The organism is Enterobacter cloacae complex sp. 385G4 (genome assembly GCF_057320665.1).
In genome coordinates, this window is record NZ_JBXWDD010000002.1 from 94,554 (window position 1) to 114,039 (window position 19,486).

Sequence of the window (19,486 nt, forward strand, 5' to 3'; positions counted from 1 at the left end):
AAGGGGGTTCCCTGAGAGGACAACATCGTGACGCTCGATCCTGAAACAGACTTAAAACTGGAGCGCGTGGTGGACGCACCGCGCGACCTGCTCTGGCTCTGCTGGACCACGCCCGAGCACATCAAAAACTTCTTCATTCCTGCTCCGCACAAGGTGACCGAATGCGACCGCGACCTGCGCGTGGGCGGGCGGTTCAACACCGTGTTTGAGGTGGACGGGCAGCGGATGGATAACCGGGGTGTCTTCCTGGAAATCGACCCGGGGAAAAAGCTGGTGTTTACCGACGGCTATACCGAAGGCTGGAAACCGGCCGAGAAGCCGTTTATGACGGCAATTTTGTTGCTGGAAGACGTCGGGGAGGGGAAAACCCGCTATACGGCGATAGCGCGCCATCCGACGAAGGAAATCCGCGAGCAGCATGAACAGATGGGCTTCCACGAAGGGTGGGGGATTGTGCTGGATCAGCTGGTTGAGTATGTGAAAGGGCTTAACGCTTAGTGCGCGCTGGTGCCCTCACCCCGCCCCTCTCCCACAGGGAGAGGGAGAAAAGATCAGGCCAGGCGTGGATACGCATCCGCGATTGCATCGCCCGTAAACTGGGCAACCCAGCCTTCCGGATTGTCGAAAATACGAATGGCGGTAAAGTTCGGCTCTGAGCCCATATCAAACCAGTGCGGCGTGCCCGCCGGCACGGAAATCAGGTCGTTTTTCTCGCACAGCACCTGATACACCTCATCGCCAATGTGCAGGCAGAACAAGCCCGCGCCTTCCACGAAAAAGCGTACTTCGTCCTCGCCGTGGGTGTGTTCGTTCAGAAACTTCGCGCGCAGCACCTCTTTCTGCGGATTGTCGGCGCGCAGGCTGATCACGTCCCAGCTCTGATAGCCTTTCTCTGCCACCAGCTTGTCGATCGCATGTTGATACGCTTCGATCACGGCTTCGGGGGCAGGATCCTGTCCTAAATCACGGTCTGCCGCCCAGCGCTCAAAGCGCACGCCTTTAGCGTTCAGCTGTTGAGCGATTTCGGCGGCGTCGGTGCTGTGCCACTGATGCTTACTGGCGTCTTTATCGGAATAAATGGTCAATGCGCTCATGAAGGGATCTGCTCCGGATTTATCTCGTCAAACTGGTGGACCTGATGGTGATGGCTTGCGCCGTCATCATCACCGCGAATCAGCTGCAGGGTGCGAAAACCTGCCTGTTCAGCCGCGTCCAGCTCCTGATGGATATCGGAGAGGAACAGGATCTGCGACGGGGCGATGCCCGTTTGCGCCGCGATGTTCTGATAAGACTGAACCTCGCGCTTGGCGCCGATGTGGGTATCAAAATAGCCGCTGAACAGATGAGTAATATCACCTTCATCGCTGTGGCCAAATAACAGTTTCTGCGCGGCGACAGAGCCCGAGGAATAAACATAGAGATCAATCCCTTGCGCTTTCCATTTTTCCAGCGCAGGCAGTACGTCCGGGTAGAGGTGACCGGTAAAGTCGCCGTTGACGTAGCCGTCGTGCCAGATGAGCCCCTGCAGCGCTTTGAGCGCAGTGGACTTGCGGTCTTCATCCATAAAGGCAAACAGGGCGTCGATAAGCTCGCTGACGCTGGCGTGCGGGTTACCGATTTCATCACGCAGGTTGTCCAGAATGGATGTGACCGGCTCGGCGTACTGCTGCGCGGTCACGAAGGCCGCCAGCCGCTCGCGCGCGTAGGGGAACAAAACATCATGGACAAAACGAATATCGCTGGTGGTGCCTTCAATATCCGTCACAATTGCGCGAATCATACTCTCTCCAGTTGTCGTAAACGCATTTCACATTCAAACAGGAATTCCAGTCCTTCCAGATGACGGCGGGCTTCGGCCACGTCGCGTCCCCAGCAGGTTAAGCCATGACCGCGCAGAAGAAAACCATAATTAAGCGGACGTTCCTGCGCGTAATGGGCGATGCGCGAGGCGAGGGCGTCGATGTCCTGGTCGTTATCAAATACCGGGATGGAAACCGTATCCAGATGCGTGGACTGTCCGGCGAGGGATTTTTGCATCTCAAAGCCGCTAATATTCAGTTCAGCCTCTTTCACCAGGCGCGACAGCACCGTGGCGTTAACGGTGTGAACGTGCAGCACGGCGTTAGCTTCCGGGAACAGACGATAGATAAGGGTGTGCAGCCCGGTCTCCGCCGACGGTTTGCGCCCGGACGGCGCCCGGTTGGTGGCGATCTCGACCTGCAGAAAATCCTCCGTCGTCAGGCTGCCTTTGTCTTTACCGGATTCGCTGAGCCAGCACAGATGTTCATCCTGACGCACCGACATGTTACCGCCGGTGGCGGGAGCCCAGCCTTTGGCACCAATCCAGCGGCAGGCGTCGACCAGATGTGTGAGTTGCAGGTTGTCTGTCATTTCCTTTTACCCTCTCGGCCAGGAATATTCATATGGTTTAGACGTCTAAGCGTCTTGATTGCCAAAGACTAACATCGTGTTATAGTGGCAGCAACATAAGTATTACAAGCAGGCACGACAACATGAGCAATAACGTATTGATCCCGCAGAGTAAACTTCCTGATCTCGGTACCACCATCTTTACGCAGATGAGCGCCCTGGCGCAGCAGCACAATGCCATTAACCTCTCGCAGGGGTTCCCCGATTTTGACGGTCCGAAATATTTGCAGGAACGTCTGGCGCACCACGTGGCGCAGGGTGCGAATCAGTATGCGCCGATGACCGGCGTGCAGGCGCTGCGGGAAGCCATTGCCGACAAAACGGCGGCGCTGTATGGCCATAAGCCCGATGCGAACAGCGATATCACGGTGACGGCAGGAGCGACCGAAGCGCTGTATGCTGCCATCACCGCGCTGGTGCGCGCGGGGGATGAAGTCATCTGCTTTGACCCAAGCTACGACAGCTATGCGCCTGCGGTTGAACTTTCCGGCGGCGTGGTGAAACGCGTGGCGCTGCAGCCGCCGCATTTCCGTCCTGACTGGCAGGCATTCGCGGCACTGTTGAGTGATAAAACCCGCCTGGTGATCCTGAATACGCCGCACAATCCATCCGCAACGGTGTGGCAGAAAGCCGATTTCGCGGCGCTGTGGCAGGCGATTGCAGAACGTGAGATCTACGTGCTGAGTGATGAAGTGTACGAGCACATCTGTTTTGCAGAAGAAGGACACGCCAGCGTGCTGGCCCATCCGCAGCTGCGCGAGCGCGCCGCCGCCGTCTCGTCGTTCGGCAAGACCTATCATATGACCGGCTGGAAAGTGGGCTACTGCGTGGCACCGGCCGCCATCAGCGCCGAGCTGCGTAAAGTGCACCAGTATCTGACCTTTGCGGTGAACACGCCCGCCCAGCTGGCGCTGGCGGATATGCTGCGCGCCGAGCCGGAGCACTACCGCGAGCTGCCGGACTTTTACCGCGCGCGCCGGGATCTGTTTGTGAATGCGCTCAGCGAAAGCCGTCTGGAGATTTTACCGTGCGAAGGAACGTATTTTCTGCTGGCCGACTACAGCGCAATCTCCGATCTGGATGACGTCAGTTTCTGCCAGTGGCTGACCAAAGAGGCAGGCGTGACCGCCATACCGCTGTCGGTCTTCTGTGCCGATCCCTTCCCGCATAAACTGATCCGTCTCTGTTTTGCGAAGCAAGAATCGACACTGCTGTTGGCGGCCGAACGCCTGAATGCGCTCTGATTATTTCACCGTCCAGGCTTCTGAATAACGACGGTCTGCGAACAGTTCCAGCAGGCCGTTGATTTGCTTGAGGCGCAACACCTCATCGCTGTCCATACCGAGCTCTTTGCCAATTTTTTGCTCGTTCCAGCCAAGCTGCGCCAGTTCACGGACGATTTCTGCCATCGCGTTGATCTGGTGTCGTCCACGCGCCCGGTTGTGGCGAATGGTTGCGGCCATTCGATCGTGTTTATCCTGGCGCTCGCGGCGCAGGCAGGTGACGGGGAGATACCCTTTCAGCTGTCGCTTTAGCGCTGCCCGCGTGCTGCCGATTTCATGACGATGAAAGCCGTCCACGATTTCGTAGTGCTGAGGGGTATTTTCAGTCACAACGATAGGTTGAGTGAATCCATCCAGTTCCAGCGACTTCGTGAGTAGCCGCTTTTCCGGCGGGGCAACGTTATTGGGATTGTAATCATTGGCCGTAAGACGATCCTGTTTAACCCAGAGCACGCAGTCGACAGGCTGCTCGCGAAAAGGGCTGTGCTGATGTATGACCTGGCGAAACGCATTGATGGCGTTAATGCGATCCTCTTCAGGAAGGGACTGAAGGTACGTTTCGATCTCTGAGATTATTCTTTGTCGCATAAAATTCCCCACTCCTTGCGTTTTGCCTTCACTCTTTCGCTGTAGCGTTGATAGTGTTTGGGTTTGTTAGGGCTGAAAGAGAGCGCCCGGCACCAGTAATCGTTATTGAGTAAAACCTTACAAATTCGGCGCCAGGAGGGGATATCTTTTGAGCCAATGTCCCCTTCCTGGGTATCGGGAATATCGTCCATGCCCCGCTTTTGATACCAGTGCAAATACACCGCGATTTTGTTGCGGTAATGCTCTGCCGTCGTTTGCGGCATGCTGTCGAGCAGCAGCATGGCATACGCGTACCAGCTCAGGTGGTCGGGTTTCAGGATCTTCCTGTGGCCGTAGAAATGGTTATCGTGCCCGGCGTAAATTCCGCCGCTGCTCGCACCGCTGACGCGTTCACACATAACGGCCCAGCGTTCAGGCTCGACAACGTGATACAACCACAAACCCTGGCGTTGTTCTGGGCCAAAGGGCTCGCAGATGCGCATATAGCGTGGCGGGACCCCAGCCTGAAACATGAGATTGTACAGCGGGTTATAGCATTCTCCCGTTTTGGCGAACCACGTCCAGATATCCGCGGTTTTCCAGTCGTAAAGCGGGTAGATGTACCAAGCGTGCCCGCCCGGGGCGATGGTTGTCCAGGGTTTATCATCGGCGAAACGCTGCTTGCGGGCGTTGGCGATGGTTAAAAAGCGGTTGTAGGATTCATCGGCGCGTATGCCCACCAGCATTGCGGCAGGGCGATGCTGTGCAAACCAGTCAGAAAACGCACGGACAAAGGCTTCAAACGTCATGCCCGGCTGGTAGAAATCGAAGTAATCAGGGGCGGTTATCGCCTCTTCGGGCGGCTGGCGAACCCACGGTTTGCCCGGCTCCCAGCATTGCCATTCGGGCTGGTATTGCGACAGGGCGTTTTGCGTCGTGAGTGGCAGAGCGACCCACCAGTATTTTGCAATCACATCGCCATACTGCTGGAGCATTCTATTTACATGCTCAATGGTGTAAGTGAACTGCGCTTCCCAGTCTATAAAGAGCAGATGAATTTTTTTGCCCATTTTTCGGGCTTGTTGAGCCGTCAAATGCAGCATGATGGTCGAATCTTTCCCGCCTGAAAATGAAACACAAACCATCGGGAGATTCTCAAGCGTCCATGCGATGCGGTCTACCGCGGCCTCAAGGACATTTTGGTTTAGTGGATACTTATACATTGACAAGGTAAATGCCTCCCTGCAAATAAATACCGGATGGGTGTCAATAATCAAGAGAGAGTAATATTAGGTAAAAAGAGTGGCAGGTAAATGAAAAAGAAAAATGTTTTTCTAAATTATAAATGAGGTTTATGTATTACAAGGATGTAAAGGGCTGTGATAAGCGCAGCCCTTTACCGTTAATTCTCGATGATTTGTTCAACAAACGTTGAGAACACCGCGCTGTTCAACGCCGAGCGGTTATAAAGCATGAAAATATCGAGAGGGGGAAGCGTGAACGGCGCATCTAATTTTTTGAGCCGTAGCACATCTTTATATTTATCAAATAAAGGTTCTGGTACATATCCCAGGAGATGGGATGCGCTGATCATAGTAATGATGGTGAACACGGAGTCACAGCGAAACGCGATGGTTTTATCCGCATGAACTTTCTGCACCAGGGATTGATAGTTTTTGACGCCTATATCATCGCTGAGAAAGAAGGTGAATTTCTCTTCCTGAAGCGCCTCCAGGGTGACGGCCTCTTTCATTCGCGGATGGTCCTGGCTGCACACCAGTATCATGGGGTAACTTGCGTAGGATACGCAGACGATTGAGCGGTTATTGACGGGCGCCATGGAAAAAATGAGGTCCGCTTTACGGTACGCCAACAGGTCTTCTGCGGAATCAGCTGCCAGCAGCATATCGTGAAGCTCTATTTCATAATTGTGATTTCTCATCAAGAACTTAAGCGGGTTGAGCAAATTTTCAGTCGTCAGGATCTGGGGGCAGTAAACAATAAAATTCTTTTTCAGCACGGAGCCATGCATGATGTTTATCGTCTGCTCAAGCTGATTAAGATTTTGCTCAAGATGATGGTGGAGATTAATGCCCACCGTGGTTGGCGTGATCCCCTTACCGGAACGAATGAACAGCGGGTCGTTGAGTTGGTTACGCAGGCGCTGGAGTGACTGACTGACCGCCGAGGGGGTAATGTAGAGTGTTTCTGCTGCCTTGCTGATGCTCAAGTGTTGAAAGATACATTCAAAAATGACCAGCAGGTTAAGGTCGAATTTTTTTAGATCGTAGAGGTTTGCCATGTTTCATCCTGAGTACGTTGTGTTTGCGTTATCACATAACTGATAACTATAGGAGTAAGTTAACCATTTATCATCCATGAGAATAACTTACTTAATTAACGATTTATTTTCGCTTAATATATCACGAAGGTAGATTAATGAAATAGATCTTCAATGAGTATTAAGATACTTTTATCTTTAAAAGTGCGATTCCTTTCATTGAAATAGTTTTCATTTATATATAGAACACAATCATCATTCTTATCTATTTCTCCCTGCCTGGGTACCAAAGGAAATAAATGACAGCACTTGTTCGTTAAAACCTATCACAGCCATAGATAGGATTGCCGCTCAGGTGCATTGCTCTTACGCTGGACGGGTGTTGTAATCATTCGGCTGTTATTACCTTGATATAAGGTTGTAGAGCGCAACGCAACGCCAGCTTCGGCTGGCACTGAATGTACCTGCGGGGAATTCAGGTATCAGGGCCGCCCGTTGAGGCGGCCTTTATACTTTCTGGGGTACCGCAGCAGGTTCACCTTGCTGTCTTGTTGACGTTGTAAGGTTTGGCTGATTGATTTGATAAAGCATACGCATTAGCCCCGATGAGCAAAGTTGGTTACCTTACATCTCAACGAAAACACGGAGGAAGTACAGATGTCTTTGATTAACACTAAAATTAAACCTTTCAAAAACCAGGCGTTCAAAAACGGTGAGTTCATTGAAGTAACCGAGAAAGATACCGAAGGTCGCTGGAGCGTCTTCTTCTTCTATCCGGCTGACTTCACCTTCGTTTGCCCGACCGAACTGGGCGACGTGGCTGACCATTACGACGAACTGCAGAAGCTGGGCGTAGACGTTTACTCTGTGTCTACCGATACCCACTTCACCCACAAAGCGTGGCACAGCAGCTCTGAAACCATCGCGAAAATCAAATATGCGATGATCGGCGACCCGACTGGCGCCCTGACCCGTAACTTCGACAACATGCGTGAAGATGAAGGCCTGGCCGACCGTGCAACCTTCGTGGTTGACCCGCAGGGCATTATCCAGGCTATCGAAGTTACCGCTGAAGGTATCGGCCGTGATGCTTCTGACCTGCTGCGTAAAGTGAAAGCGGCTCAGTACGTGGCCTCTCACCCAGGTGAAGTGTGCCCGGCTAAATGGAAAGAAGGCGAAGCAACCCTGGCTCCATCCCTGGACCTGGTCGGTAAAATCTAAGTTTTCACCATCCGGCAATCAATGGGCGCCCCCCGCGCCCATTTCATTCCAGCACCATGATGCAAGTTGCATTCAGGCCGCCCGCAAAGGCAGCTTGCATGATGACGTCTTAAGAGAGGGAAGAACTATGCTCGACACCAATATGAAAACCCAGCTCAAGGCCTACCTTGAGAAACTGACTAAACCCGTTGAGCTGATTGCCACGCTGGACGACAGCGCGAAATCGGCAGAAATCAAAGAGCTGCTGGCAGAGATAGCTGAACTGTCGCCAAAAGTGACCTTCAAAGAAGACAATTCGCTTGCGGTTCGTAAACCCTCTTTCCTGATTACTAACCCGGGCTCGGACAAGGGACCGCGTTTTGCCGGCTCTCCGCTGGGGCATGAATTTACCTCACTGGTGCTGGCGCTGCTGTGGACCGGCGGTCATCCGTCAAAAGAAGCGCAGGCGCTGCTGGAGCAGATCCGCGATATCGACGGTGATTTTGAGTTTGAAACCTATTATTCGCTCTCCTGCCACAACTGCCCGGACGTGGTGCAGGCGCTGAACCTGATGTCGGTCCTTAACCCGCGCATCAAGCATACGGCGATTGACGGCGGTACGTTCCAGAATGAGATCACCGATCGCAACGTGATGGGTGTTCCGGCGGTGTATCTGAACGGTCAGGAGTTCGGCCAGGGCCGCATGACGCTGACGGAAATCGTTGCCAAAGTGGATACCGGCGCGGAAAAACGCGCGGCGGAAGAACTGAACAAACGCGATGCGTACGATGTGCTGATTGTCGGTTCCGGCCCTGCGGGCGCGGCGGCAGCGGTTTACTCTGCACGTAAAGGTATTCGTACCGGTCTTATGGGCGAACGCTTTGGCGGACAGGTGCTGGATACCGTGGACATTGAAAACTACATTTCCGTACCAAAAACCGAAGGTCAGAAGCTGGCCGGTGCGCTGAAGGCTCATGTCAGCGATTACGAGGTAGATGTAATCGACAGCCAGAGCGCCAGCAAGCTGATTCCTGCGGCGGTGGAAGGGGGCTTACACCAGATTGAAACCGCCTCTGGCGCGGTGCTGAAAGCTCGCAGCGTGATCGTTGCCACCGGGGCAAAATGGCGCAACATGAACGTGCCGGGCGAAGATCAATACCGTACCAAAGGCGTGACCTATTGCCCGCACTGTGACGGCCCACTGTTTAAAGGCAAACGGGTGGCGGTGATCGGCGGCGGTAACTCCGGCGTGGAAGCGGCTATCGACCTGGCAGGGATTGTTGAACACGTGACGCTGCTGGAGTTCGCGCCTGAGATGAAGGCCGACCAGGTGCTGCAGGATAAAGTTCGCAGCCTGAAAAACGTCGACATCGTGCTGAACGCGCAGACCACGGAAGTGAAGGGCGACGGTAGCAAAGTGACCGGTCTGGAGTACCGTGACCGCGTAAGCGGCGACGTTCATAGCGTTCAGCTTTCGGGGATCTTCGTACAAATTGGCCTGCTGCCGAACACCACCTGGCTGGAAGGCGCGATTGAGCGCAACCGCATGGGCGAGATTATCATCGATGCGAAATGTGAAACCAGCGTGAAGGGCGTGTTTGCCGCGGGCGACTGCACCACCGTGCCGTACAAGCAGATCATCATCGCGACTGGCGAAGGTGCAAAAGCGTCCCTGAGCGCGTTTGACTACCTGATCCGCACCAAAACCGCATAATAAAAGAAAGTAAGACATACCTGCAGTAGCCACCTCTTTATGAGGTGGCTTTTTTTTAGATTTTTTTACCCTCAATTATCCTCGTTATTAACCCCTTCATGCGTTAATTACCTGCTTCGATCAAAGAAAATAATAAGCCTGCTGATAATATCTTGTCGTTTTTTATAGCGGTAAATATTTATATTTAATATGAATGACAAAGATACATCCACTTCTTCAATATATGAGACGTTAACCCCCTTTGAAATAAAGGGATTGATGTTTCGTGATTTCTTTAACGCGGCGGACATGACATCGCGATGCGCTTCGTTACATCCTTTATTCCCGGAAAGTGAAACCTGGCAGCAGGATGAGGCGTTAGAGGTTGAGTATGATTTCAACGCCCTGTTTGTCGGCCCTGCAACGCTATTGGCGCCGCCTTATGCCTCGGTGTATCTGGACGAAGAGCCTCTGCTGATGGGAGCTACAACGCTGAGCGTACGCGAATTCCTGCGCAGCATCGGGCTTTTTGTGACCGGGGAAAATAGCGTTCCCGACGATCACGTCAGCTATGAAATGGAGCTGGTGGTGATGCTCTCCGCGCATGCCAGACATTCGCCGCAATATCATGACGCACTCGCCCGCTTTGTGCAGGGGCATCTTGAATTATGGCTCCCCACATTTATCGCAAAAATAAAGGATTGCGCGAAAACATCCGCAATTAAATGTCTCGCGTTGCAGATGACTAATTGGTTTGATGAATTAAAGACGAGAGTAATATTATGAGTATTGATAAAGGGCAGCTAAACCGGCGCTCCTTTTTAAAAGGACTGATTGCGCTGGGTACCGTTGCCGCATTACCCGGCGGACTATTATCATCCCGATGTGCCATGGCACAGCCCCCCATTCCGTTTAACCCAAAAACCTACAAAATTTTCCGTAACGCTTGCCCGCGTAACTGCTACGACACCTGCAGCTTAAAAACCTGGGTCAAAGATGACGTTATCACCTTCGTTGACGGGGCAAGCGAGTCCACGTTTACACACGGTGCCCCGTGTGTGAAAGGACTGACCTACCCGCGCCGGGTCTACTCCCCGGACCGTATTAAATACCCGATGATCCAGGATGGGCGCGGCAGCGGTAAATGGCGTCGCATCTCCTGGGATGAGGCCATGCAGCGCATTGCCAGCAAGATGCTGGAGATTAAAAAGAAAGACGGGTCTATGCTCGGCCTGGCGCTGTCGAAATACTCCGGCAACCTGGGCGTGATGAGTTATGCCGTGGAGGGGATGATGTCTTCTCTCGGTTACACCACGCGGTTCGCCGGTACGCCATGCTGGCCAGCAGGGATCGATGCCCAGCACTATGACATGGGCGACATGTGGTGTAACGACCCGGAAGATTTGGTGAAAGCCAAATACATCATTATCTGGGGCGCAAACCCGGCCTGGTGCTCCATGCATACCATGAAGTACATCTATCAGGCGCGTGAGAAAGGGGCGAAAGTGGTGGTCATTGATCCGCTGTTCTCGCAAACCGCCGCGAAAGCCGATTTGTATCTGCGCGTGCGCCCGGGATCGGACGGCGCATTGGCGCTGGGAATGGCGCGGCACCTGCTGGATACTGGCCGCGTCGACCAAGAGTTTGTGAACAACTTCGCGCACGGCTTCCCGGAATTTGAACAGTATCTGCGCAGCAATATCACCGTGGAGTGGGCATCTGAAATCTGTGGCCTGTCGGCAGAGGTGATTCGCCAGCTGGCGGAAGAGTTCACCGCGGTAAAACCTGCCACCGTCTGGATCGGCTACGGGATGCAGCGCCACGTCAACGGTGGGGCGAACGTGCGCGCCATTGACGCTTTTGTTGCCATGACAGGCAACATCGGTGTGGAAGGCGGCGGTGCCCGCTACGGCCATCTGCAGACCTGGGGCTACAACTATCATGCGATGACGCAGAAGCCACCGGTCGGATCTGTTGGCATGGTGGGGAAAAGCGGCCCGGTAGGGGAGTTCGTCAGCGACAGCGGCGAAAAGAGCCACTATTCCGACCGCGCGCTGAACCTGAACCAGACCGCGCAGAGCATTCTTGATGCCAACGATCCGCCCATTCGTATGCTGTGGGTGGCGTGCAAGAACCCGTTCGCGCAGGATTTTGACCGCAACAAAATGGAAAAAGCCTTCAGCAAGCTGGAGATGGTGGTCTGCGTCGATCAGTTCTTCAACGAGACGGTGCAGCATGCCGATATTGTGCTGCCGGTGACCACCACCTTTGAGCACTGGAACCTGTCGTCGTCTTACTGGCATTACTGGCTTTCGGTGAATGAACCAGCCATTAAACCGATGTACGAGTGCAAGAGCGATTTGGATATTGCCGTGCTGCTCTCGCGTACCATCAACAAAATGGAGCCGGGCTCCTGTACCTTCCCGCAGGACATTGACCAGAAAAAATGGCTCGACCTTGAGTTCAATGAGGGCATGGCGAAGCAGTTCGGTATCCGCTCCTGGGACGATCTGCTGGATGGGCCGGTGAAAGCCAAAATGGTCAGCTCGGCGGCCTGGCACGACCGCAAGTTTAAAACGCCATCGGGCAAGTATGAGTTCCTCTCCGAGCTGTGTGAAAAGAACGGCCATAAAGCGCTGCCGGAGTATCTGCCTGCCGCGGAGGGCAAGCTGCCGTTCCATCTGTTTACTCCGCATTTGCAGTACGGCCTTCACTCTCAGTTCGTCAACCTCGACTGGATGCAGGTATTCTGGCCGGAGCCGTTTGTCTATATCCACCCAGCCGCCGCGCACAAGAAGGGTATTCGCGAGCTGGCGAAAGTCCGCGTGTTTAACGACGTTGGCGAAGTGGAGCTGCGGGCGAAGATCACCACCAACGTGCCGGAAGATTTCCTGGTGATGTATGAGTCCTGGTTTAACAAGCTTAAGTACAACGTGCAGAACGTCGTGAAAGATACGCCAGCCGATATGGGCAAGATGGCAACCGGCGCGCCTGGCGCCGCGATCCACAGCCAGTTTGTCGACATTGCCCTTATCGCGAATGAAGGAGCAGACGCATGAGACGCGCATTTTTAGTGAACAGTGATAAATGTATTGGCTGCCGCGGATGCGCCATGGCCTGCAAGAGCTTTAACCAGCTTGAGCCGGATCGCTTCTGGCGCTATGTCTATCCGCTGGATAAAGAAATTTATCCGCATGAGGAGCGTGCGTTTTTCTCGCTGGCCTGTAACCACTGTGAAAACCCGGCCTGTCTGGCGGCGTGCCCGGTGGAAGCCTACACCAAACGTGATGACGGCGTGGTGGTCCATAACCCTGAACGCTGTATCGGCTGTAAAAACTGCATCCGTAACTGCCCGTACGGCGCGCCGCGCTTCAATGAAGAGACGCAAAAGGCGGAGAAGTGCAGCATGTGCTATGAACGTCTGGATATCGGTATGGCCCCGGCCTGCGTGAACGCGTGTCCGGTCGGTGCCCTGTCGATTATCGATCTGGATGCCGATCCGCTGCCGAACAATGCCGTGCAGTATCCGCCGGGCTTCCCGAAGATGCCTCAGCTTAATCCGGGTACGCGCTTCATTCTGGCCCGTCAGCCAAAACAGCCGGGGGATAAATAATGGAAAAGTACGAACTGCCGTTGGTGATTTTTACCGTGCTGAGCCAGATGTCCGTCGGGATGACGCTGCTCCTGACCTGGCGCACGCTCCGTGGTGAAGTGCATGGCACCCGCCTTCACTGGCTGATTACCGGGCTGATTCTGGGCGTAGCCTCCATTGCCGCGGTGCTGCATCTGGCGCACCCGGAACACGCATACAACGCGTTGATTAACCTGAAACATGCCTGGCTGAGCCGCGAAATTCTGGGCGCGACCCTGTACGGCGCCATGATTGGGCTGGCCTTCCTGAGTAAGGGAAACAAAGGCGCAGCGCTGCTGGCGTCCCTGTTCGGGATCCTGCTGGTGGTGGTGCAGGGAATGACCTACGCGGCACCGGCGATGCAGGCCATTGCCAACGGCATCACCATGATGCTGTTCTTTGCGACGGTCTGGGTGATGGGCTGTGCCGCAACGCCGCTGCTCGGGCTGAAAGGATCAAACGCCGCGCTGCGCCAGGGGATTAACGCCCTGATGGCGCTGCTGATTGCCGCGCCGGTGATGTGGCTCAGCGGCGGTACCATCATGAAAATGACCGCTCACGCCTGGTTAAGCTCGCCGCTCTATCTGGGCAGCCTGCTGTGCTGCGTTGTGGGTGGCGCGTTATCGCTGAAGCGCCAGCCGATGCAGAAAGCGGTGTTTGCGCTCCTGCTGGTGGGCGTGGTGCTCAGCCGCCTGACCTTCTTCGGCGATACCGTCAGCACCATCGTCAATATTGGTCACCTGTACTGATAAACAAAACCCCGCGAAAGCGGGGTTTTTTGTTGGTATTTACCGGACCACCATCACCGGAATATGGGTGTGGCGGATCACGCTGGAGGCGTTCGACCCCAGCAGGTGAGTGGTAATGGAAGGATTACGTGAACCGATCACCACCACGTCAGCATTCAGCTCCGCGGCCAGTTCATTGACGGCATCGCGCACGCTACCGAACCGGACGTGGGTTTTGATGCGGGAAGGGGCGATGCTGAAATGCCCGACCATGGTCTGCAGCCGCGTTTCGGCTTCGTGCTGTAAGTGCTCCTCAAAGCGACGCACGTCGGCGGCAAAGCGGTGCAGGCTCAGGCTGGCAGAGCCCGGTAAAACGTGTAAAAGATGAATAATTCCGTCCTGCTGCGCGAGGAATTCCGCGTGGCGAACAGCTTTGTCGCTCAGTTCCATTTCGAAAACATCAACCGGCATAATGATTGTCTTATACATAACCGTTTCTCCTTGTTTATAAACGCTGGATACATTCAACCACAAAATATGAATGGTTTCTGTAAGCGCTTCGGCACTTTTCCTCTCTCGCCAGGATAAATCTCAAAAGGCGCGTATTTCCCGGCAGACTTTCAGGGGTAGCTACCCTTTATAAACTTACCTGAAACCTTTCGGAGGTCGCATGAAAGCACTCACGTACCACGGTCCGCACCATGTTCGCGTTGAGAATGTCCCCGATCCCATCATTGAACAGCCCGACGATATCATCCTGCGCGTCACGGCCACGGCGATTTGCGGCTCCGACCTGCATCTCTATCGTGGAAAGATCCCAAAGGTGCAGCACGGCGACATTTTTGGACATGAATTTATGGGCGAGATCGTCGAGTGCGGTCGAGAGGTGAAGGACCTGCAAAAAGGCGATCGCGTGGTGATCCCCTTTGTCATCGCCTGCGGTGACTGCTTCTTTTGCCGTCTGCAGCAGTACGCTGCCTGTGAGAAGTCCAATGCCGGGCAGGGCGCTGCGCTGAACAAAAAGCAAATTCCCGCGCCGGCAGCGCTGTTTGGCTATAGCCATCTCTACGGCGGCGTGCCGGGAGGACAGGCGGAATATGTACGCGTGCCGAAAGGCAACGTCGGACCGTTTAAGGTGCCGCAGCTGCTCTCCGATGATAAGGCCCTGTTTCTGTCTGATATTTTACCCACCGCCTGGCAGGCGGCAAAAAATGCGCAGATTGAAAAAGGCTCCAGCGTCGCCGTTTTCGGTGCCGGTCCGGTGGGGTTGTTGACGATTGCCTGCGCACGGCTGTTAGGGGCTGAGCAGATTTTTGTTATCGACCATCACCCCTATCGGCTGCGGTTTGCCGAGGCGCGCTACGGTGCTATCCCCATCAATTTTGATGATGATAACGACGCGGCGGAAAAGATAATCGAGCAAACCGCCGGGCAGCGGGGAGTCGATGCCGTCATTGATGCCGTCGGGTTCGAAGCCAAGGGCAGCACCACAGAGACGATCCTCAGCAACCTTAAAATTGAGGGCAGCAGCGGCAAAGCGCTGCGTCAGTGTATCGCTGCCGTCCGGCGCGGCGGGGTGGTCAGCGTACCCGGTGTGTATGCCGGGTTTATTCATGGCTTCCTGTTTGGGGATGCCTTCGATAAAGGGCTGACGTTTAAGATGGGCCAGACGCACGTCCACGCCTGGCTGGGCGAACTGTTACCGCTGATCGAAAAAGGGCTGCTGACGCCGGAAGAGATTGTGACGCATTATCTCCCCCTGGCGGATGCGGAACGTGCCTATAAGATTTTCGAAAAACGGGAGGAGGAGTGCCGGAAGGTGATTCTGGTGCCCGGCGCGGAAACGCCTGAGGCCGCTGAGCAAAAAGTGAAGGGCCTGGTAAATGCGTTCCCGGGCGGCGTGGTGTGAGATCACTCGCCGGTGGCGCTCAAGGTACTGTCCTGCGATGTAACGCAATCGGGTGAAGATGTTCGGAAAGAGGATGCAGGCGCATCCTCTGTGCAACGCGGGTCGCGTTTGTTCAGAATGACATTAACGCAGGTAATCGCCCGCGGCTTCTGGCTGGTAGAGCAGCTCCAGCACTTCCAGATGGGTGGAGGCACCGCCCGGCAAGTCCCAGTGGATGGTATCTCCCGTGCGCAGCCCCAGCAGTGCGGCCCCCACCGGCGCAAGAACCGAAAGTTGCGCACTGCTGTCGGTCATCTGAGCCGGGTAAACCAGCGTGCGTGTCAGCTCTTCACCGGTGGTCAGGTTGCGGAATTTCACCTGGCTGTTCATGGTGACCACGTTATGCGGCATCGTCTCAGGCGTGCACATCTGCGCCCGGTCGAGTTCCTCATTCAGGGCATCGGCCACCGGAAGTGAGGCGAATTCTGCTTTTTCCAGCAGCCTGTCGATACGTTCTGCGTCGAGCTCGTTGATGATGATTGTAGGTCTGGACATTTTTTACTCCATGTCGTTAATGCTGCGTCTAACGCAGAAACCATTCCAAAAGAAAACCCTCGCCGTCTGGCAGCGAGGGTTTAACTCTCCCGATGATACTGGCTGAACGCGCAAGTTTGAAGTGATGAAGGTCACATTCATGTGCCATATGAATTTTCACTGAAATTTATTCAATCTTCATTCCTGGCGGATTGCGTTACGCTGTATGTTCTGAACCCGGGCGTTGCGCGAAACATCATTCGCAGCAGCCCTTACCAACGAGAGAGCGCTATGTACTTCTACCAACCGTCTCAGGGGCATGGCCTGCCGCATGACCCGCTGAACGCCATTGTCGGCCCCCGTCCGATTGGCTGGATCTCCTCTTGCGACCAGGCCGGTCAGCTCAACCTTGCGCCGTATAGCTTCTTCAACTGCTTTAACTATCGCCCGCCGATCATTGGCTTTTCCAGCAACGGCTGGAAGGACAGCGTGCGTAATATTGTTGAAACAAAGGAGTTTGTCTGGAATCTGGCAACGCGCGATCTTGCGGAAGCGATGAATCAGACCTCTGCCACGCTGCCTCACGACCAGGACGAATTTACCTTTTCCGGATTAACGCCTGCGGCAAGCAAGCTGGTGAGCGCCCCTCGCGTGGCGGAAAGCCCGGTCAACTTTGAGTGCCGCCTGTCTCAGTGTATTCAGCTTACCGGCGCCGACGGTACGCCGGTGGATACCTGGCTGGTGCTGGGAGAAGTGGTCGGGATCCATATTGCCGAAACGCTGCTGGAAGAGGGGATATACCAGACGGCGAAAGCGCAGCCCATCCTGCGTGCGGGTGGGCCGACGGCTTACTATGGCATCAGTGACGAACACCGGTTTGACATGGTGCGACCGGTGGTGGGCGATCAGTAACCGGCCTTATCAATGACAAATTGTTTTCCGCAGTTGCCTGGATGCGGCTGCGGAGCAAAGGATGTCGCAGAAAGCGGGGCGTTAATGGTGTCTGCTTTGAGTGAAATTTGCATTTCGGTCAGATACGCCGGATTACCGTTGCAGGTCAGCTTGAAGGCTTTGATATTTTCCTTGCCCCAGCTTTTGGTAACGGCGTTGTCAAAATCACTCCGGCTGACGGTTTTACCGTAATTTTCCGCAAGGAAATGACCGACGGCGCTGTTTTTCATTTCCTGATTCATTCTCACCATGGTGCCGAAATAGGCATCGGGATCAAAACCAAAGCAGACGCCATGTTTGGCATATTCGTAACGTTCCAGACAGGAGTTTCCACCCGCGCCCGGCATGACCTCGTTCAGCTTAGCCGCGCCGGAAAGCGACAGCCCGGTTTCGGCTGCTGCGCATTTGCGGCTGGCCTTCACTTCCGGCATGTTCGGGATAGGGCGCGTGGCGCAGCCAAACCGCATCCATCGACGTTCATCCACGCCGCGTGCGGCAATGGATTTCGGCAGGCCGGGCCATAGCCCGTGAACGGTCAGAAAATCGGTTTTATTGTCGCGCTCTTTTTGCAGACGACATTCATCCGGTTCATTGCGGTTACGCTCGACCATGCTTTGACAAAATCCCGTTTGCCAGGATAAAGCCAGCACATAGCGATCGAAATCGCCGTACTGCGTGGCCTTGAGGGGTTCGGCCTGTGCTGAGAAGAGACTGAGTGCAAGCGCTACTGCGCCAGACGGGATAACGATATCCTTCCTGAACATGTGATTTCCTGATTGGTTGTGCGCAATTCATTTTTGTGGGTTATTAAAGCACAAAAAGCGCCCGCAGGCGCTTTTAGGTAATCAGGAATTTCACTTAGGCGGCGCCGGGAACCAGCACTTCGGTAGCAATAATGACGATGATTAGCCCAACCAGCACCGGCACTGACGTGCGTTTCACCACTTCAAACGGCGAGATTTTGGCCATCCCGGCAACCGCCACCACCACGCCTGAGACAGGCGAGATGGTACGACCCAGGTTTGAGGCCTGGAGCATGGGAATGGAAAGATAAGCCGGGTTGATACCGGACGAGTGAGCCAGCTTAGGGATCATCTCAACGAAGGCGTAAAATGGCGCATTCCCGGAACCGGTGGTCATTGCCGCCAGCATGGTCAGTACCACCAGGACCAGCATCAGGATAATACTGGCCGAGCCAAACGAGGTGGCTATGGAGATCAGGCTCTGGATAAAGCCGATCGTGCTCAGACCCTGGGCAAAGACACCTGCTGCAACCAACAGCATCACCACGCCAGCAAACGCATCTGCCATACCGCGATACGCGACCTCAAGGCCGGAGAAGACTCTTTGGGTGTTGAAACCGCGCACGAACTCCAGCACAGCGGCTAACAGCATACAGATAACCAGAATAGTAATAATGTGCAGCTGCGGGCCCCATTTCCCGTCAAAAATGAGCACGCCGATAATCGGCGTGAACGGCAAAATGGCATAGAACGCCGGCGCGGTGGTGGTGATTTCGCTTACATCCATCATTTCATGGCTGATGTTCTCTTTCTTATCGAGATAGCGCTGCCAGAAGAAATGCGCGATACCCATTCCCACAATGGCGACAATCGAGATCGGCAGCGTGGTTTTAAAGGCGAAGTCGATAAGCGACATTTCGGCTGCTTTCGCCGCCAGCACAACGTCACCTGACGTCGGGGAGAGAATAATGGCCGCCGGGGAGGCGCAAATTGCCGCCGCTGCCCCACGGCTGATGCCCACGTTCACCATCACCGGGAACAGCGTGGCCATTAACAGTACGCCAAGCCCGGTTGCCGATGAAACGGCCAGCGACATCAGGCAGGCGAGGAAATAGGCGGCAACCATCAACAGATACGGCGAGTTAATGTACTGCAGGGGTTTCGAGGCAAGCTTCACAACCATGTCGTTCGCGCCGATATGGGTCATATAGGCTGCAAAACCGCACAGCATCATGATCATCATACCCAGATCGCCACCGCGGCTCATGAGCAGGATTTTAATATATTCAACAATATCCGTAGCGGTGTAGCCCGTGCTGGCTGCGCTGGCAGGTAAAACCTGATGACCCATTACTGCACTGATTATCAGCAGCGTTAGACCACCGACAAATAAAACGCCCGTGGCTGAGTATCCTTTAATGATGTAGCGAGCTACACCCACAATGACGACGACCCCAATTAGGAGTTCGATAAACGTAAGCATGATTTCCCCTGTGTCTTTCTGCCCTGAGATATAAAAATTAATATAAAAAAAGAAGGATGAAAATGTGCCGAATT

General features: G+C 54.5%; 20 protein-coding genes. 10 read left to right on the plus strand and 10 right to left on the minus strand.

What is annotated here, in order from left to right; all coding sequences use genetic code 11:
- The first annotated feature begins 27 nt into the window (after positions 1–27).
- Positions 28–498: an SRPBCC family protein gene (locus tag AC2FAJ_RS08320; RefSeq protein ID WP_485454027.1), complete on the plus strand. Its 471-nt coding sequence runs from the start codon at positions 28–30 to the stop codon at positions 496–498.
- 53 nt (positions 499–551) lie between these two features.
- On the opposite strand, the gene AC2FAJ_RS08325 is transcribed toward AC2FAJ_RS08320, so the two are convergent.
- From AC2FAJ_RS08325 to AC2FAJ_RS08335, 3 genes are read right to left on the minus strand one after another with little or no spacing between them, the layout of a single operon-like run.
- Positions 552–1,094, minus strand: a complete 543-nt coding sequence (locus tag AC2FAJ_RS08325; protein WP_485454028.1) for a 1,2-dihydroxy-3-keto-5-methylthiopentene dioxygenase — start codon at positions 1,092–1,094, stop codon at positions 552–554.
- The gene (mtnC, locus tag AC2FAJ_RS08330) at positions 1,091–1,780 is read right to left on the minus strand and encodes an acireductone synthase (protein ID WP_485454029.1); all 690 of its coding nucleotides are present in this window, start codon (positions 1,778–1,780) and stop codon (positions 1,091–1,093) included. Before mtnC ends, AC2FAJ_RS08325 begins: the two co-directional genes overlap by 4 nt.
- Entirely contained in the window at positions 1,777–2,391 is a 615-nt protein-coding gene (locus AC2FAJ_RS08335; RefSeq protein ID WP_041910932.1) for a methylthioribulose 1-phosphate dehydratase, read from the minus strand. The genes mtnC and AC2FAJ_RS08335 overlap by 4 nt, the downstream gene beginning before the upstream one ends.
- 122 nt (positions 2,392–2,513) lie before the next feature.
- Between AC2FAJ_RS08335 and AC2FAJ_RS08340 the strand changes: the two genes are divergently transcribed.
- Positions 2,514–3,674 carry a pyridoxal phosphate-dependent aminotransferase gene (locus tag AC2FAJ_RS08340; protein WP_485454030.1) on the plus strand — a complete coding sequence of 387 codons (1,161 nt, stop codon included), beginning with the start codon at positions 2,514–2,516 and terminating at the stop codon, positions 3,672–3,674.
- Here AC2FAJ_RS08340 and AC2FAJ_RS08345 read toward each other — a convergent pair whose 3' ends face one another.
- The 3 genes from AC2FAJ_RS08345 to citR form a co-directional block, all read right to left on the minus strand.
- Complete coding sequence (locus AC2FAJ_RS08345) at positions 3,675–4,301, minus strand: IbrB-like domain-containing protein (RefSeq protein WP_041910931.1); 627 nt, start codon at positions 4,299–4,301, stop codon at positions 3,675–3,677.
- A complete protein-coding gene (locus AC2FAJ_RS08350) occupies positions 4,286–5,509 on the minus strand; it encodes a phosphoadenosine phosphosulfate reductase (protein WP_048956873.1) in 1,224 nt (407 codons plus the stop codon). The genes AC2FAJ_RS08345 and AC2FAJ_RS08350 overlap by 16 nt, the downstream gene beginning before the upstream one ends.
- Positions 5,510–5,682: 173 nt before the next feature.
- Positions 5,683–6,582, minus strand: a complete 900-nt coding sequence (citR, locus tag AC2FAJ_RS08355; RefSeq protein ID WP_047363743.1) for a DNA-binding transcriptional repressor CitR — start codon at positions 6,580–6,582, stop codon at positions 5,683–5,685.
- A gap of 636 nt (positions 6,583–7,218) precedes the next feature.
- On the opposite strand from citR, the gene ahpC reads away from it, so the two are divergent.
- The 6 genes from ahpC (at position 7,219) to AC2FAJ_RS08385 (ending at position 13,834) form a co-directional block, all read left to right on the plus strand.
- Positions 7,219–7,782, plus strand: a complete 564-nt coding sequence (gene ahpC, locus AC2FAJ_RS08360; protein ID WP_008501015.1) for an alkyl hydroperoxide reductase subunit C — start codon at positions 7,219–7,221, stop codon at positions 7,780–7,782.
- Between the two features lie 127 nt (positions 7,783–7,909).
- Complete coding sequence (gene ahpF / locus AC2FAJ_RS08365; protein ID WP_028012318.1) at positions 7,910–9,475, plus strand: alkyl hydroperoxide reductase subunit F; 1,566 nt, start codon at positions 7,910–7,912, stop codon at positions 9,473–9,475.
- Positions 9,476–9,733: 258 nt separating this feature from the next.
- On the plus strand, positions 9,734–10,240 hold the full coding sequence (locus tag AC2FAJ_RS08370) for a TorD/DmsD family molecular chaperone (protein ID WP_485454031.1): 507 nt from the start codon (positions 9,734–9,736) through the stop codon (positions 10,238–10,240).
- A complete protein-coding gene (locus tag AC2FAJ_RS08375) occupies positions 10,237–12,513 on the plus strand; it encodes a molybdopterin-dependent oxidoreductase (protein ID WP_048956869.1) in 2,277 nt (758 codons plus the stop codon). Before AC2FAJ_RS08370 ends, AC2FAJ_RS08375 begins: the two co-directional genes overlap by 4 nt.
- The gene (locus AC2FAJ_RS08380) at positions 12,510–13,067 is read left to right on the plus strand and encodes a 4Fe-4S dicluster domain-containing protein (RefSeq protein WP_028012321.1); all 558 of its coding nucleotides are present in this window, start codon (positions 12,510–12,512) and stop codon (positions 13,065–13,067) included. Before AC2FAJ_RS08375 ends, AC2FAJ_RS08380 begins: the two co-directional genes overlap by 4 nt.
- Positions 13,067–13,834, plus strand: coding sequence for a dimethyl sulfoxide reductase anchor subunit family protein (locus AC2FAJ_RS08385; RefSeq protein ID WP_485454032.1), 768 nt, complete (start codon positions 13,067–13,069; stop codon positions 13,832–13,834). The genes AC2FAJ_RS08380 and AC2FAJ_RS08385 overlap by 1 nt, the downstream gene beginning before the upstream one ends.
- A 39-nt stretch (positions 13,835–13,873) precedes the next feature.
- On the opposite strand, the gene uspG is transcribed toward AC2FAJ_RS08385, so the two are convergent.
- Positions 13,874–14,302 carry a universal stress protein UspG gene (uspG, locus tag AC2FAJ_RS08390; protein WP_048956867.1) on the minus strand — a complete coding sequence of 143 codons (429 nt, stop codon included), beginning with the start codon at positions 14,300–14,302 and terminating at the stop codon, positions 13,874–13,876.
- A gap of 181 nt (positions 14,303–14,483) precedes the next feature.
- Here uspG and AC2FAJ_RS08395 point away from each other — a divergent pair, with 181 nt between their 5' ends.
- Positions 14,484–15,722, plus strand: a complete 1,239-nt coding sequence (locus tag AC2FAJ_RS08395; RefSeq protein ID WP_047363736.1) for a zinc-dependent alcohol dehydrogenase — start codon at positions 14,484–14,486, stop codon at positions 15,720–15,722.
- Positions 15,723–15,845: 123 nt separating this feature from the next.
- Here AC2FAJ_RS08395 and rnk read toward each other — a convergent pair whose 3' ends face one another.
- The gene (gene rnk, locus AC2FAJ_RS08400) at positions 15,846–16,256 is read right to left on the minus strand and encodes a nucleoside diphosphate kinase regulator (RefSeq protein ID WP_028012325.1); all 411 of its coding nucleotides are present in this window, start codon (positions 16,254–16,256) and stop codon (positions 15,846–15,848) included.
- Positions 16,257–16,526: 270 nt separating this feature from the next.
- Between rnk and AC2FAJ_RS08405 the strand changes: the two genes are divergently transcribed.
- Positions 16,527–17,147: a flavin reductase family protein gene (locus AC2FAJ_RS08405; protein ID WP_041910924.1), complete on the plus strand. Its 621-nt coding sequence runs from the start codon at positions 16,527–16,529 to the stop codon at positions 17,145–17,147.
- Here AC2FAJ_RS08405 and rna read toward each other — a convergent pair.
- Both rna and dcuC read right to left on the minus strand, forming a co-directional pair.
- Complete coding sequence (gene rna / locus AC2FAJ_RS08410; protein ID WP_041910923.1) at positions 17,141–17,950, minus strand: ribonuclease I; 810 nt, start codon at positions 17,948–17,950, stop codon at positions 17,141–17,143. The genes AC2FAJ_RS08405 and rna overlap by 7 nt on opposite strands.
- A 94-nt stretch (positions 17,951–18,044) precedes the next feature.
- Positions 18,045–19,412: an anaerobic C4-dicarboxylate transporter DcuC gene (gene dcuC / locus AC2FAJ_RS08415; RefSeq protein WP_045630869.1), complete on the minus strand. Its 1,368-nt coding sequence runs from the start codon at positions 19,410–19,412 to the stop codon at positions 18,045–18,047.
- Positions 19,413–19,486: the final 74 nt, after the last annotated feature.